This is a genomic window from Aeromonas sp. QDB56 (assembly GCF_027705505.1).
Classification (GTDB): domain Bacteria; phylum Pseudomonadota; class Gammaproteobacteria; order Enterobacterales; family Aeromonadaceae; genus Aeromonas; species Aeromonas caviae.
This window is the reverse complement of sequence record NZ_JAPDBZ010000103.1, coordinates 1-14378: the sequence shown is the minus strand read 5'-3', so window position 1 is coordinate 14378 and position 14378 is coordinate 1. Positions and strand designations below refer to the sequence as shown.

Sequence of the window (14378 nt, the reverse complement as noted above, 5' to 3'; positions counted from 1 at the left end):
TGCGATTAAATCAGATCACAAACGAAGCCTTTTTTCTATCTATTTCAATTGGTTGTAGCTAAAGATCCTGTACATGAGTCATCCCTGACACCAGCAGAGCAAGAGCAGGCACAGAGTGCCGTGATTGCGACCTGGTCCAGGCTCGACTGCTGCTGCATGTTGACCGCACTCATTCGGATGGATCGTTTTTGCGACAACCTTCTCTATGATGCTGTGCGTAGTGGTCTTGTTGCCATGATATTGCAGAGATTTTCTCAACTATTGGTGGTTTGATTGGGTTTTATTGGATCTCTTACCGCTTCGTTGCCACAGCGATAACAACCGCAAACAACACCAGCGTTTTCTAGATGATGTGGCGGAGGTGAGCGAGCAACATCAGGCCTGGATTGTTGTTTATGCGATCTGCCCGTGTTGCGATCTTTATGCGCTGGGCATGGATCTGGAGACCGGTTACCCCTTTACCGAGGTTGATGGGCAGACCACCACCATTCACGAGCTCACTTCAAGGCCAGAATGGCGATGGTAAAACGCATTCCTGCCTGAAAACACGACATGTGCAAAACCCCAGTATCGAAGCTGCGCGGCAGGCCCGGTATAGTCAGCCGAGACCACATCAGAGAGGGTATTCGATGAGTAACCAACCCGGCTTTTGGTTAGCGACACGCCAGTTGTCGCTAGCCGCTCTGCTGCTTGGCCTGCTGCAATCAACAGCATTGGCTGCCAACTGCACCTATCGAGAAGATGCATTGGGGCATACCCGCTACCGGTGTGACGATGGCAAGCAGGGCACCCTGCGTGAGGATGCGCTCGGCAACATCAAAGACACGGGAACGGGCATTACCTGGCGCAAAGATGCGCTCGGCAACCTCAAGGGCAGCGATGGCACCACCTATCGGGAAGACGCGCTGGGCAATCTGCGCGGCAGCAATTCCAAAACTGGCGCGAGGGTGACCTGGCGTGAAGATGCGCTTGGTCAGTTGCGTGCATCCGATGGCACTGTCTGCCGCACCGATGCACTGGGGCAACTGAAATGCCGTGGGGAAAGCACACCACCCGTTTTGTTGGGGCAATGACCCTCAAAAAGTGGGGAAGTAGTAGCCGTTCAGTGCATGCAAAAGGGATAACTGTGCACTGGGTTAAAGGCAATGCGGCTGGTTTCGCGTATGATAACCGCGTCTTGGAACCCATAGTCGAATTGTTGAATAGAGAGTAGTTATGACGGCCAAAGCATATCTGGGCGACATCATCGGAGGCAGCATCATGCTGCGCGAGAGCCGAATAATCAGTGAACTACTGCTACAGCACCCTGATGATGCAAGCTGGCACGAGGCGATTGTTAGCCACAACCTGTTGCAAAAAAACTCGGTCCACAGCGCCAAGCGGATGGCATCCACGCTGCGCAAAAGAGTTGAGCCGATGGGGCAGGATTTCTGGACTGCATTACTGCAGGTGTCTGATGACCTGGCAAAGCAGATGTTACTGCTGGCAACCCTGTGTCAGTCTCCCGTATTAGGCGATTTTATGGCAACGGTTGTTTCCGATGCTAGGCGCATGTATCGAGAATCACTGCGTAGTGATGACTGGCAGGATTTTATTTTGTCGCGGCAACGGGTTGTTGATGGCCTTGAACAATTTTCAGCGAGCTCAATTCAGAAAATGGGAAATAACGTCTTCAAGATCCTGGCCGATGTCGGGTATCTGGAGTCTGGTCGTTCGAAAAAATTGCAAAATATTTACCTGTTACCCGAAATGAGAGAGTGGTCGATGCGCTTGGGTTGTCCAAAAGCTTACGAGGCGATGGAGTCAGCACGATGAATGTGCACTGGGATAGTGAGCCGCAGCTTAAAGCCCGGTTGGAACAGATCGACGCACGCCTGCGAAGCGACAGTTTTTTGAATAACCGAGAATTGGGGGGGGAGATCGGATTTTATATCTTCGATTATCCGCCGCAGTTTGAATTGATCGTGCGTGAGTATCTCGAATCAAGTCTGCTTCAGGTGCGCAAGCAAGAGCTGCAATTTTTACACCTCAACTTGTTTGAAGAACTACTCGACATGTTGCAGGGAAGAAAGCTGTTAGAAAAAGCCTTTGAACTGGAGTTGAAAAAAGGCACGGATGAGTTGGCCAAAGCGTTGAAAGGCCCGCTCGAGCAGGGGCGTGTTGCCCAGCACCTGATGAGCAAAATTCAGCCGGCCAATCCGCAGTTTGTGCTGTTGTCCGGCCTTGGCCAATGCTGGCCATTGCTGCGCGGTCACAGCTTGCTTAATGCCCTTCACGCACAAATGGGCGCAATCCCTTTGGTGCTGTTTTATCCCGGACAATACAACGGCCTTGAGCTTTACCCCTTTGACCTGGATCGCGCCGAAGTGGCAACGGCCAATTACTACCGTGCATTTCAGCTAGTGCCACATGCCGCCAAATATCAAGGTGGATGAGTCGCCCGGGTTGTCAGCGATACGTCAATGGCGCAATAACCAAATCACTACCCGAACGGTAACCTGCAAACAAGAGATATGGGATCATCGATGCAAATCAAAGAGCTATTTACCAAACAACTGGATCGTCCAATCAATGGCGTGGTGAAAGCCGAACAACTGGATGAGCAAATTATCTGGACTGAGTTGGATGAGTATGTGGTGACCCGTGAACTTGATCGCCATCTGCGCCATTTCTTCGAGACCTATTTGCCGGGCGTTACCCATCCTGATGATCCCAGCGTGGCGGGTAAAATTGGTATCTGGGTCTCCGGTTACTTCGGCTCCGGTAAATCGCACTTTATCAAGATCCTCTCTTATCTGTTGGGTAACCAGCGCGCTGTTCATGGTGAGCAGAGCAAAGCCGCGATCGATTTTTTCAAAGATAAGATCAGTGACACCCTGCTCTACAGCGACATTCACGCTGCGGTCAATCGCCCAACCGAGGTGATCCTGTTTAACATCGACAGTCGTGCAGATACTGAAGATAAAGAAGATGCCATCCTCAAAGTGTTCCTGCGGGTGTTTAACGAACGGCTTGGCTATTGCGCCGACCATCCGCATATTGCCCACCTTGAGCGGGAGCTGGATGCCCGCAATCAATATCACGCGTTCAAGAGCAAATTTTCCGAATTGAAGCGCTCCTCTTGGGAAGAAGAACGTGATGCCTATGGCTTCTGCCGGGATGAAATGGCGCAAGCCTGGGCACATGCCACCGGCCAGTCAGAAGCCTCCTCGGTGCAGAGCATGGAAAACCTCGAATCCATGTTTACGCTCGATATTAACAACTTCTGCAAGTGGGTACGGGAGTATCTGGATCGCAGCGCCCAAGAGAGCGGCAAAGATGGCAAACGCATCGTCTTTTTGGTTGACGAAGTGGGTCAGTTTATCGGCAACAATACCAATATGATGCTCAAGCTACAGACCATCACCGAGAATCTGGGCACAGCATGTGGTGGGCGGGCCTGGGTGATCGTGACCTCACAAGAGGATATTGATGCCACCCTGGGTGATCTGGGGGCGAAAAAAGCGCAGGATTTCTCCAAAATCCAGGGGCGTTTTCACACCCGGATCTCCCTCTCATCCTCCAATACCAACGAAGTCATCCAAAAGCGTCTGCTCGAAAAAACCACTGCAGCCAAAGATGAGCTGGCCGATCTGTTTATTCAGAAAGGCGATATTTTGCGCAACCAGTTGGCGTTTGATACCACCACCACCGCCGAGCTGGCGAATTATCGCGACAACGTCGAATTTGTCGATCACTACCCGTTTATTCCCTACCAGTACTTGCTGGTGCAGAAGGTGTTTGAAGCGATCCGCAAAGTGGGGGCAACCGGTAAACACCTCTCTCGGGGTGAACGTTCTTTGCTCGATGCGTTCCAGAATGCGGCACGTCAGCAAATGAATAAAGGGGTCGGTGTGCTGGTGCCGTTTCACGCATTTTACCCGGCTATCGAATCGTTTCTGGACACCAACGTCAAACGTATTTTCGAGCAGGCGGCCGAGAAGCAGAGTCTCGACCCTTATGATGTCAGCATCCTCAAATCACTGTTTTTGATCCGCTATGTCGATCTGGTGAAGTCCACCCTCGATAACCTGGTGACCCTCTCAATCGAAGAGATTGATACCGATAAAGTTGCCCTCAGAAAACGGATCGAAGCCAGCTTGCAGCGTCTGGAAAATCAGCTGCTGATCGCCCGCAACGGTGACGAATATGTGTTCCTCACCAACGAAGAGAAAGAAGTCGAGCAGGAGATCAAACACACTCAGGTTGAAAATACCGAAGTGACTCGCTTGCTGTCCAAATTGATCTTTGAAGAGGTGATGGGGAGTCGGCGCCAATATCGCTACCCCGTCAACAAACAAGACTACCCGCTTAGCCGCTTCTGTAACGGCCATCCGCTTGATGGCAGTGTACAAACCGACTTGGTGCTCAAGGTGATCTCGCCGCTTGATGCCAACTTTGATGGTTACCACGATCAGGGCTGCAAGGCGCTCAGTCTGGAAGGGCAGGGCAGCGTGGTGATCCGCTTGCCCGATGAAAAACGGCTCTGGGACGAATTTGATACCTGGCTTAAAACCGAGAAATTCCTGGCCAGCAACCGCAGCCAGCGACCGGAACAAGAGAAACTGTTGGCCGAAAAGGCGATGGAAAATACCCAACGCCGCAATCGTCTGAAGTCGCTATTTGAGGATCTGGTCAAGCGGGCCCAGTTTTTTGCGATTGGTAACGAACTACAGACCAAGTCCGGCAGTGTCGTGAACATGCTCGATGAAGCCTTTAGCTACGTGATCGAGAACTCGTTCCAAAAGCTCAGTCTGCTCAAAAGCTGCGGCGCCAACCCGATGCAAGAGCTCAAAGCGGTGATCGTGGCTGATGACACGGCGCAGCTCAACATGCATCTTGGCGAGCAAGACCCGAACAGCAGTGCCAAGCAAGAAATTGAGTTTTATCTGAATGTGTCGGAAGAGGCCAACAAACCGGTCTACCTCAAAGAGTTGCTCGAGCGTTTCAGTGCCCGCCCTTATGGCTGGAACCGTGATGAAGTGATGCTGCAAGTCGCCCATCTGGTATTGCTGGGCAAAGCGGCGCTGTCCACTCCTAACGGCGATCTGCCGCTCAACCGCAGCTATGACCAGTTCACCTCGGTGCGCAGCCATACCAGCCTGCGGATCCGCCGGGTGCGCCAGCATAGCGAGCAGCAGATGCTCAAAGCCGCACGTCTTGCCAAAGAGATCTTCCAAAAACCGTTTGATAGCAGCGAAAAAGAGCTGGCGAACAAGCTGCAAGTCGAGCTGGGCCAATGGCAGAAATTGCTCAAAGAGTTCGAATTCAAGGCCAAACAGGGCCACTGCCCGGGGCAACATGTGCTGGAGAGTGGCAAACGGCTGGTGGCCGGCCTGCTGGAACTGGGCAATAACAGCTATGCCCTGATCGACGCGCTCTGTGCCCAAGGCAACGAATTGCAGGATTTTGCCGAAGACTTTGAAGAGGTCGAAGAGTTCTACACCCGCCAGTTTGACACCTGGCAGCAACTGCATCGCGCCTTGGGGGAGCAGTTTCGCGCCAACCGTCACGCGCTGGAGCAAGACCCGGCTGCCGCCGCGCTATTTGCCCAACTGCAAACCATTCATGATGACAAGCAACCCTATGGCAAGCTGCGTAATGTCGCCGCACTGATTGAACAGATCAGCGCCATTAACCAGCGCTTGGTGGAGCAGCAGCGCATCCTTAGCCTCAAGGCTATCGAGCAAATTCAACATGGCATCCACTCCTCGGTCAGTGAATTGCCAGGCGATCTGCAACATCAGGCCATGCGCCCCTTTGTTTTGCTCAAAGAGCGGGTGAGCAAGAGCGTTTCGCTCCATGAACTGGTCAGTCTGGTCAAAGAGGCGGATGACGAAGAAGACAAGGTCATTGAGCTTATCAACCGCTTTAGTGAACAGCAGATGCGTGCACAGCAGCTGCAGGCAGAAAAAGACCGTGCTGAAGCAGCCAGAAATGTTGGCGTATCAGCGCCGTCAAAGATCCAGGAGCCAGCCGCAGGGGCGAACAGCGCCAGTGCCCAGGCGACCGTTGAAAAACAGGTTGCCAAACCTCAAGCCGCACCCAAGCCTGCACCCAAGCCGATCGAACTGGTCTCCCCCACTGAGTTGCTGGGCGATAACCACCTCTTTATCGAGACTGAGCAGGATATCGACGCCTATCTGGGCAAGCTGCGTAGCCGCTTGCAGCAGGCCATTGAGGGTGGCAAACGGGTGCGGATCAAATAACCCACACACCCACGAGCAAGCAAACAAGCAAGCCAATCAATCACCCCCTTGTTGCCGCTACCAGCAACAAGGGGGAACAGAACAGATAAAAATCAAACAAGGAGCCGTGGATGCTGACCCGTTTCGAAATCGACAACTTTAAATCGTTGGTTGGTTTTAGCCTGCCGCTTGCTCGCTTTAACTGCTTGATTGGCCTGAATGGTGCAGGAAAAACCACCGTACTGCAGGCACTCGATTTTGCCGCCCATGTCATGAGTGGTGAGGTTCAAGCTTGGCTGGATGCCCGTGGCTGGACAGCCACCGATCTCACCAGTCGGCTTTCAAATGGCAAATCCAATATTGAACTGGCGCTGGAATTGCAAATTAATGGGCTCAACCTCCGTTGGGAGGCCACCTTTAATCGATCGCGCTTGGCCTGTACCCGAGAGTCGATTGTTGCGCTAAGTTATTCACTTAACGCGATAGTGGACAACTCTTTGGTTCTGTCACTGCCAGGTCGATTGGACACGCTCCCGCCCTTATTCGAGCTGCGTGCAGGCAAATATCGGCAATACAAACAGTTGCAAAACCAGCCACAAGAAAATCAATGGCAAGATATCCCCTTTATTTATCAGGGAACACTGCTCTCTCAGCTCAAAGACAATCAACTCTCGCCACTGCTGCGGGCACTGCGTGAGCGCATCAAGGCCATTCGTTCGCTCGATCTGCTCTCGCCAGAGCAGTTGCGCCACAAGACCAAACTCAGTGAACTGCGCGATGACATCGGCAGCGGCGGCCAGCAACTGGGCGCGTTTATTCACCAATTAAAACCCGCAGAGCGCGCGCAACTGCTGCACAACGTGCAACGCTACTACCCGCAAGTGACCAAGATCCACACCAGCGTATTGCGCGGTGGCGCGATCAAATTGGAATTACATGAGAGCTATCAAGCGACTGCACAAGATGGGCAGGAAAGCTGGTTGGCACAAGACATGGTCACCGAGGCCCGCCATATCAACGACGGCATGCTGCGTCTGTTGGCCATCTTGGCTCAGCAATTTAGCCCCTATGAATTTGTGCTGTTTGATGAAATTGAAAACGGCGTCAACCCCGAGATCACCGAAGCACTGGTCGATGCGTTAGTCAGCTCACCCAAGCAACTGCTGGTCACCACCCATAGCCCGCTGGTGCTCAACTATCTACAAGACGACATAGCCCGCCAGAGCGTGTTGCTCATCTACAAGCGCCCCGATGGCATCAGCCGCGCAATCCGTCTGTTTGACGAGCCCATGGCCGCCGAGCGGCTGGAATGCCTCGCACCGGGCGAGACCATGCTCGATCTGTCGCTGACCCGTATTGCGGAGCTGGCAGAACAACAGAGTGACACTGGCGCCCAAGGGGAGGGTTAACCATGCTGCAGACTTTACTGGTCTTCGGTGAAGGCCCGACCGATATGGGCCGCAGCCGCAATGCCCAAGCCTATGCTCATGGCGATGATCTGGAAGTCGGCCCGATGTTGCGGCTGGCTCATCGGTTGCTAGGTCGTCATTTACCAGACTGGAATGCTGACCTGTTCGACTTGCAGCAGGAGCACGCCATTCCCTCGGTATTGGTGGCCCCGGCAGAGATGAAGTCCTTGGTAAAAAGCGCTGCCATCAAATTGCCCAGTAAAAAGACCAAGCAAGGCTATCTCATTCATAGCAAGCGAGGCGCAGTGTTGGGTGAGTTGGCGCAGCAGAGCGGTTCACTCACCGAAGCCCAACTGGCTATCTACTTTCACGACACAGACGGCACCAATCGTGATCCTCATGACCCGCACGATCTGGTGCAGGCCGTGAACGAAGGCTTTCGCGCCGCAGGCTTTGCCGGGCAAGGCATTGCCATGGTGCCGCAACCGACCTCGGAAGCCTGGCTTATCTGCTCGTGCAAGCCTGATGCCTATCAGCACTGCGCCCAACTGGAAACCCGACTATCAGGCAATGATCGCTCACCGGATCGCGCCCCGAAGCAGCGGCTGGGGCAACTGCTGGGCAACCCCGATTATCACCGCGGTGATCTCTTACCTGTGGTGAATGCCATCGCACTCGACCAGCTCGATATGCCGACCTTTAACCAGTGTCGAAATGATGTAAAGCAAGGGATCCATAAACTGTGTGGGGCGATCGCTGAATAAGTCAGCAAGACGTAATGCATCCTCCATGTTTGCAAGGGCTGACAAAGACTGGCAAAGATCGGCAACGGTGCGCTTATGGCGGTGACCAGCATCACCCCCCACCTCTTTTGAGCGGGTTTATGGCTGCGGCCGGCCCCCCGGATTTTCTGGTTAGATAATAGACAATTGAATATGCAACAAAGGGCACAAGGATGAATGCAAATCAGCAATCTGTTATGACCAAGACGCAACGTCGTGAACAACGCTTGCAAGCACTGTTTGACAGTTGCGAACAGCAGATGTTGCAGCAACTCATCGGCCCATTTGGGCTGACACCAGCCATGTTTGAAGATAAAACGGGCGGCAACGTCACCACTGTCCACAATTTCAAGCAGGGCATTACCGCAACAGCGGACGACCAAAGCAAATTCGAGCAGTTGCAAGATAAAAAAGATTCAAATTTTGATCGCAAAGATTACGACAAAGATCTGCCCAAAAAGCGAAAGGAATTGTTCAAAAAAGACGGCGATATAGAAAGTGCATATACAGGTAAAAAATTAACCAAAGATGGCCAAACCCATCTTGATCATGTCATCGCCGCGAAAACTATCGAAATGGATGATTCGGCTAACCTTTTTATGACAGCTGAGCAGCGGGTTGCGATGGCAAATCAGGATGCCAATCTGGTAGCTTGCGAATCATCAATCAATCAGTCGATGCAAGATAAAGATAAACGTGAGTGGGCAAATCAGCTGCGCAAAAAAGACAATGGCAAAACCAATGCCGAATCATTCGATATTGACCAGCAGAAATTTGACAACACAGTCAAGGCGGCTGAACGCGCGGTAAAAAGTGATATATTGATGGCACAAATCAAAAAGCAAGGTGCCGAATTAGCCGTCAGCGGTGTCAAAGAGGCTGGCCGTAATGCGCTACGACAAGCCCTGGGGGTCTTGCTATATGAGTTTGTTAATGGTGCGTTTATCGAAATCAAGCAACTGATAACAACACCTGATGATGGCTCACTGGTTGAGCGAATGATTGATGCGCTCAAGCGTGTGGCACAGCGAGTCATGTCAAAGTGGAGGGATGCCCGCGATGCGCTGGTATCAGGGGGGCTGCAAGGCTTTATCAGCAATTTGCTGACCTTCATCATCAATTCGGTAGTGACCACCTCTGCCAAGGTGGTCACTATTATTCGTGAAGGTATGAAAGGCCTCTGGCAAGCCATCAAATTGCTATTGAACCCGCCCAAGGATATGCCACTGTCAGAAGTCTGCCGCCAAGTGACCAAGATTTTAGCCGGGGTGGTCACGCTGGGACTGGGAATGATGTTTGAAGAGTCTATTAAGGCATTTATATCATCGGTGGTTATTTTAGCACCGCTGGCAGACCTCCTTGCCCCTGTTATCTCGGGTATCTTGACCGGTGTCGCCACCGCCTTGATCATCTACAGTATCGACCGCTGTTTTGACTGGTGGTCAGAAACCGGTACTGAATTGCTGCAAGGGCAGCAGGCTCATCTTGAGCAAATGCACCACAGTATTCATCACATGGCGAACTGGATTGAATTGCAATTTGCCTGCTCGACCAGCTATCGCGCAATATCTGATGGTTATCTGGCCATAACTGCCGATTTGGACGATGCCTTGGCAACCTCACAACAGATAGTGGATATGAACTCGGCCGCGACGGCCAGACGTGCAGTGACGATCAATGAGCTCAGCAGTGCCGTGACGCAATATAAAGAAAACCAACAAACAATTAATGCTTTTTTTGACACCTTGTCAAAGGATAATAGTCATGGACGCTAAAACTTGTCACATAGTTAAATCAATGGCAGCAGTGGATATACCTGATGAGTTATGGCATCAGCTTGATATGAAAAACTTGCTGAATTCGTTAGCCTACGATTACAAAAAACTCGATCAGTTCAGGGAAATTCGCCAACAGCACGAAGAGCGAAACGCCTTTAGCCGTTTTTTTAACAGTAGTGAACTGACCGATGCGCAAGCCGATGCAACCGAGATACAAGCGCGCTTTGCCCGCAAACTTGGCCAATTAATGATCCTCAGTGTCGTCCAGTCACAACAGTTGAATCAGCAGCAGGGCGTGCTCTCGGACCAACAAGCGGTGATCCACGAGCAAACGCAGCAACTGGCAACCAATGACGAGACATTAAAACAGCAGCAAAAAGAGCTCAATGAACAGAATCTGCGGCTCGAGCAACTGGTCACCGAATATTTCGAGCTAAAAGGATTAACGCAAGAAGGTGCGATAAAGCTCATTGAAATCGCCAAAGAGATACAGCACAGCAAACAGGATTTGACACAGGTTTTCGATGAGCGGATTGCCCGGGTGGCGCAACTGGGCAGCCAACTGGATCAGAAAATATCCGAGCACCAGCGCAACAGTGACCATGCTGCGCAGCAGCATCAGCACGCTGTCGACGCACTGCATCAGCAACATCACACGCTGCAACAACAAATGGCCGCACAACAACGGGCATGGGAGCTGCAAATCACACAGCTCAAGGACGAACACCAGCAACAGAACGTGGCCTGGCAACAACAGTGGCAGCGGCTCACCCGCACCACGAAGGCGTGCATCTCGCTGGTGGCGGCCTTGTCTTGCTACGCCGCCTACCTCACCTATGTCGTCTATGTTGCCTAAGGGGCATATGTTGCCTAAGGGGCATAAGCAGCCAACGGGGTATCCGTTACCTGGTTTATTCCCGCTGGGCTGCCACGGCGAGGTTGGTATGGTTCGAATGAACAGATTCAGCCTGCTCGGCCATGCTGCTTGAATAAAAAATCACGAGAACAACATGAACACCAACAACCTGAAAAAAGTCGCGCCGCGGGCGCGCACTGCGTTTATCAACGCCATGATGGCCCGAGCCGGTGAATTTGGCATCACAGCGCAAGGGGTCAGTGTTCCCACTGTCAGTGGCGATGTGCTGCAGGTCGCGGGTTACACCCATCCGGCCCGGGTCAGCGCGCCGCTCAAGCGCTTGAGCCAGCGCATTGCCGATGAGGGCTTTAGCGCCGTGATCGAGCAGATGGCCTACACCTGGTTCAACCGCTTCTGCGCCATCCGCTTCATGGAACTCAAGAGCGAAGAAGGCTATCTGGAGCACGGGGTGCGCCTGCTCTCCCATCCGAGCCAGCCACAGGGGTTCGAGGTGCTGGACCGTGCCCCCGAAGTGATCGACTCCCTGATAGGCGAGGGGGTAGATCTCGATAAACCGGCGCTGCTCGACCTGCTGCTGGCGGGCAACGAGCAGGAGGCTCTGTTCCGTAAGCTGTTGCTCGGCCAGTGCCACCGCCTGCATCAGGCGATGCCTTTTCTGTTTGAAGCCATCGACGACGAGACCGAGTTGCTGCTGCCTACCGGCCTCACCCGAACCGATGCCTTTTGGCGTGAACTGGTGGATGGAATACCGGAAGAGGACTGGACTCTGGTCGAGGTGATTGGTTGGCTCTATCAGTTCTATATCAGCGAGAAGAAGGACGAGGTGATCGGCAAGGTAGTGAAATCGGAAGACATTCCCGCCGCCACCCAGCTCTTTACCCCTAACTGGATCGTCCAATATTTGGTGCAAAACTCGGTTGGGCGTTATTGGTTGCAGACCTATCCTGATTCGGCGTTGCCCGCAGTCATGCCGTACTTTGTCTTCCCCGGTGAGCAACCTATCGAAGTACAGGATGAATACGCACGTTTGACCCCTGCCAGTATTGAACCTGAGTCAATCAAGGTGCTCGATCCCGCCTGTGGCTCTGGCCATATTCTGGTGGAAGCCTATAACCTGCTTTATCGCATCTACGAAGAGCGCGGTTACCGCAGCCGCGATATCCCCACGCTTATCCTGAGCCACAACCTCTATGGCCTCGATATTGACGATCGCGCCGCGCAACTGGCTGGGTTTGCCCTGCTGATGCGTGCCCGTCAGGACGATCGTCGCCTCTTCTCACGGGAGATCCAGCTTAACGTCCACGCTTTGCAGGAGAGCCGACAGCTCAATATCCCCAAGCTGTGGCAAGCCCTTAACCTCAATGCTGAGTGGGATCGTGGTCAAAGCCAGGATCTGTTTGCTGTTGCACGGGCCAACTCAGCGAGTAATGACCAGCGCTTGGGTCTGCTGAACGATTTGCACCTGCGTTTCCTGTCTGCCAAGACGTTAGGCTCGCTGATCGAGGTACCAGCCGAGCAGGTTCAGCAGATCGATGAACTCTGCGCCGTCTTGCATACCTTGAGCATCAGCGGTGATGCCATGCAAAAACCGGCAGCCAAGGAGTTGCTGCCGCTGCTTGCCCAGGCCAGCGTATTGGCCAAACGTTATGACGTCGTGATTGCCAACCCTCCTTATATGGGCAGCAAGTTCCATATTCCGGAGGTGAAGGACTATCTCAAAACCCACTTTAAGGGTTATGAAAAAGACCTTTTCTCAGCCTTTATCGTGCGCAATCTGGATTTGGCAAAACCTCGCGGTCAGCTTGGGTTTATGACGCCGTTTGTATGGATGTTTATCTCAAGCTATGAACAGCTTCGAAATTACATCATAAACGAGAAAACCATCACCTCGCTGATCCAATTGGAATACTCTGGCTTCGATGGTGCGACAGTGCCGATCTGTACCTTTACCCTTGAGAATGCCTACAATCCGAATTTCAAAGGCGGTTATGTGCGGTTGTCTGATTTCCGTGGGGCGGAGCAACAAGGGCCACGTGCGTTGGAAATTATTCAAGCCGCCAATGCGGTAGGGAAATAGTGATGCCAACTATCTTGCCGAACACCGAAACCATAAGCAGCCTCGGTGGCGAGGGGGGCTCGACCACCGCCTTTGTGCTGGCTCAGCCCCATCTACCCACCTATCAGGGTGCCTATTTCCGGCTGGTGGATGGCAACTCGGAAGCGGAAAAAGCGGTGATGTTTAAAGCGGCCAATGCTACCGACAAACAAGTATGACAAGGCGTTTGCTTCGGGCTGTATTGGCTAAGAGCATGAGATTTACAGCATTCAGCAGTGTGGCCAAAATAAGCCACACTGCTCCTGATTTAAGAGAAGAGGTGGCCCAATGAGCCAGCAAGATAACAACCAGATGCAACAACACTTTTACCGCGCCTCGGCGGCGGACTATGGCAAGATTCCGGGGAGTCCAATTGCGTATTGGTTTGAATATGTTGAAGTCTTCGAAAAAAACGCGTTAAGTCAGCATGTTCAGTCGGGTGGGAGATGTAAAACACATAATGATGAATTATATGTTCGTTTCTTTTGGGAGGTTAATGATCACGATGAAAAGTGGATACCTTATGAAAAAGGGGGGGAGTTTAGACGTTGGTATGGAAATGTCATTACAAAAATAAATTGGTCCCCAGATGCTAAGGAGTTTTACCGTTCGAATGGTGGAATCACTCAGCCACAATTTTGGGGTAAATATGCGGTCACCTGGTCTGCAATCACCAGTTCTATAAATAGTTTTAGGTTGAAAGAGAAAAATGCTCAATATAGCTCTGGTTCTCCTTGCCTCTTTTTACACGATTTGAAATGTGATTTAGAGGTGGATTGTTATTTTAATCTAGTTGGTTTTTTGAACTCGAAAGTTGCAAGGCTTTTATTGGGTCTTGTTTCTCCAACAATTAATGCAAATCCAGGTGAGATAATGAGTCTTCCATATCAAGATAAAATAATTGATGTGGAGGGTATCAAGACCATCGTAAGTTATGCTAAATCTGACTGGGACGCTTATGAAATATCTCCGGCCTTTGCTCAACTGCCGTTATTAAACCAGGCTCCGCGCCTGCCTGTGCTCGCAACGAACTATTTACTTTTACGTGGTGAATGGCAAGCCAGTACCCTCGAAATGCAGCGCCTCGAAGAGGAAAATAACAAAATCTTTATCGAGGCCTATGGCCTGCAGGAGGCCTTGTTGCACAATTCCAAAGCAGGACAGCAGTCTCTCAGGCGCCGATTTCGCTCAGTTGACCTGTTGTCGTACA

At 52.0% G+C, this 14378-nt stretch carries 13 protein-coding genes; all 13 read left to right on the top strand.

Annotated elements, in window-relative coordinates; genetic code table 11:
- The first annotated feature begins 48 nt into the window (after positions 1-48).
- Positions 49-273 (top strand): DUF6508 domain-containing protein, encoded by a 225-nt coding sequence (locus OKB81_RS20875; RefSeq protein ID WP_442866121.1) that lies wholly within the window; start codon positions 49-51, stop codon positions 271-273.
- A gap of 88 nt (positions 274-361) precedes the next feature.
- Entirely contained in the window at positions 362-526 is a 165-nt protein-coding gene (locus OKB81_RS14925; RefSeq protein ID WP_182789038.1) for a hypothetical protein, read from the top strand.
- A gap of 103 nt (positions 527-629) precedes the next feature.
- Entirely contained in the window at positions 630-1073 is a 444-nt protein-coding gene (locus tag OKB81_RS14920; RefSeq protein WP_236758769.1) for a hypothetical protein, read from the top strand.
- A gap of 142 nt (positions 1074-1215) precedes the next feature.
- On the top strand, positions 1216-1815 hold the full coding sequence (locus OKB81_RS14915) for a DUF1819 family protein (RefSeq protein ID WP_042011562.1): 600 nt from the start codon (positions 1216-1218) through the stop codon (positions 1813-1815).
- The gene (locus tag OKB81_RS14910; RefSeq protein ID WP_270805302.1) at positions 1812-2435 is read left to right on the top strand and encodes a DUF1788 domain-containing protein; all 624 of its coding nucleotides are present in this window, start codon (positions 1812-1814) and stop codon (positions 2433-2435) included. Before OKB81_RS14915 ends, OKB81_RS14910 begins: the two co-directional genes overlap by 4 nt.
- Positions 2436-2525: 90 nt before the next feature.
- Positions 2526-6248 (top strand): BREX system P-loop protein BrxC, encoded by a 3723-nt coding sequence (brxC, locus tag OKB81_RS14905; protein WP_270805301.1) that lies wholly within the window; start codon positions 2526-2528, stop codon positions 6246-6248.
- A 110-nt stretch (positions 6249-6358) separates the two neighbouring features.
- Complete coding sequence (locus OKB81_RS14900; protein ID WP_182788685.1) at positions 6359-7636, top strand: AAA family ATPase; 1278 nt, start codon at positions 6359-6361, stop codon at positions 7634-7636.
- Positions 7637-7638: 2 nt separating this feature from the next.
- The gene (locus tag OKB81_RS14895) at positions 7639-8400 is read left to right on the top strand and encodes a hypothetical protein (RefSeq protein ID WP_059169683.1); all 762 of its coding nucleotides are present in this window, start codon (positions 7639-7641) and stop codon (positions 8398-8400) included.
- A gap of 215 nt (positions 8401-8615) precedes the next feature.
- Positions 8616-10193 (top strand): hypothetical protein, encoded by a 1578-nt coding sequence (locus tag OKB81_RS14890; protein ID WP_270805299.1) that lies wholly within the window; start codon positions 8616-8618, stop codon positions 10191-10193.
- The gene (locus OKB81_RS14885) at positions 10183-11052 is read left to right on the top strand and encodes a hypothetical protein (protein WP_182788691.1); all 870 of its coding nucleotides are present in this window, start codon (positions 10183-10185) and stop codon (positions 11050-11052) included. The genes OKB81_RS14890 and OKB81_RS14885 overlap by 11 nt, the downstream gene beginning before the upstream one ends.
- A 154-nt stretch (positions 11053-11206) precedes the next feature.
- On the top strand, positions 11207-13150 hold the full coding sequence (gene pglX, locus OKB81_RS14880) for a BREX-1 system adenine-specific DNA-methyltransferase PglX (RefSeq protein ID WP_270805298.1): 1944 nt from the start codon (positions 11207-11209) through the stop codon (positions 13148-13150).
- Positions 13151-13152: 2 nt separating this feature from the next.
- The gene (locus OKB81_RS14875; RefSeq protein ID WP_270805297.1) at positions 13153-13347 is read left to right on the top strand and encodes a hypothetical protein; all 195 of its coding nucleotides are present in this window, start codon (positions 13153-13155) and stop codon (positions 13345-13347) included.
- Between the two features lie 109 nt (positions 13348-13456).
- A partial coding sequence (locus OKB81_RS14870; RefSeq protein ID WP_270805296.1) for a hypothetical protein occupies positions 13457-14378 on the top strand: 922 nt, incomplete at its 3' end.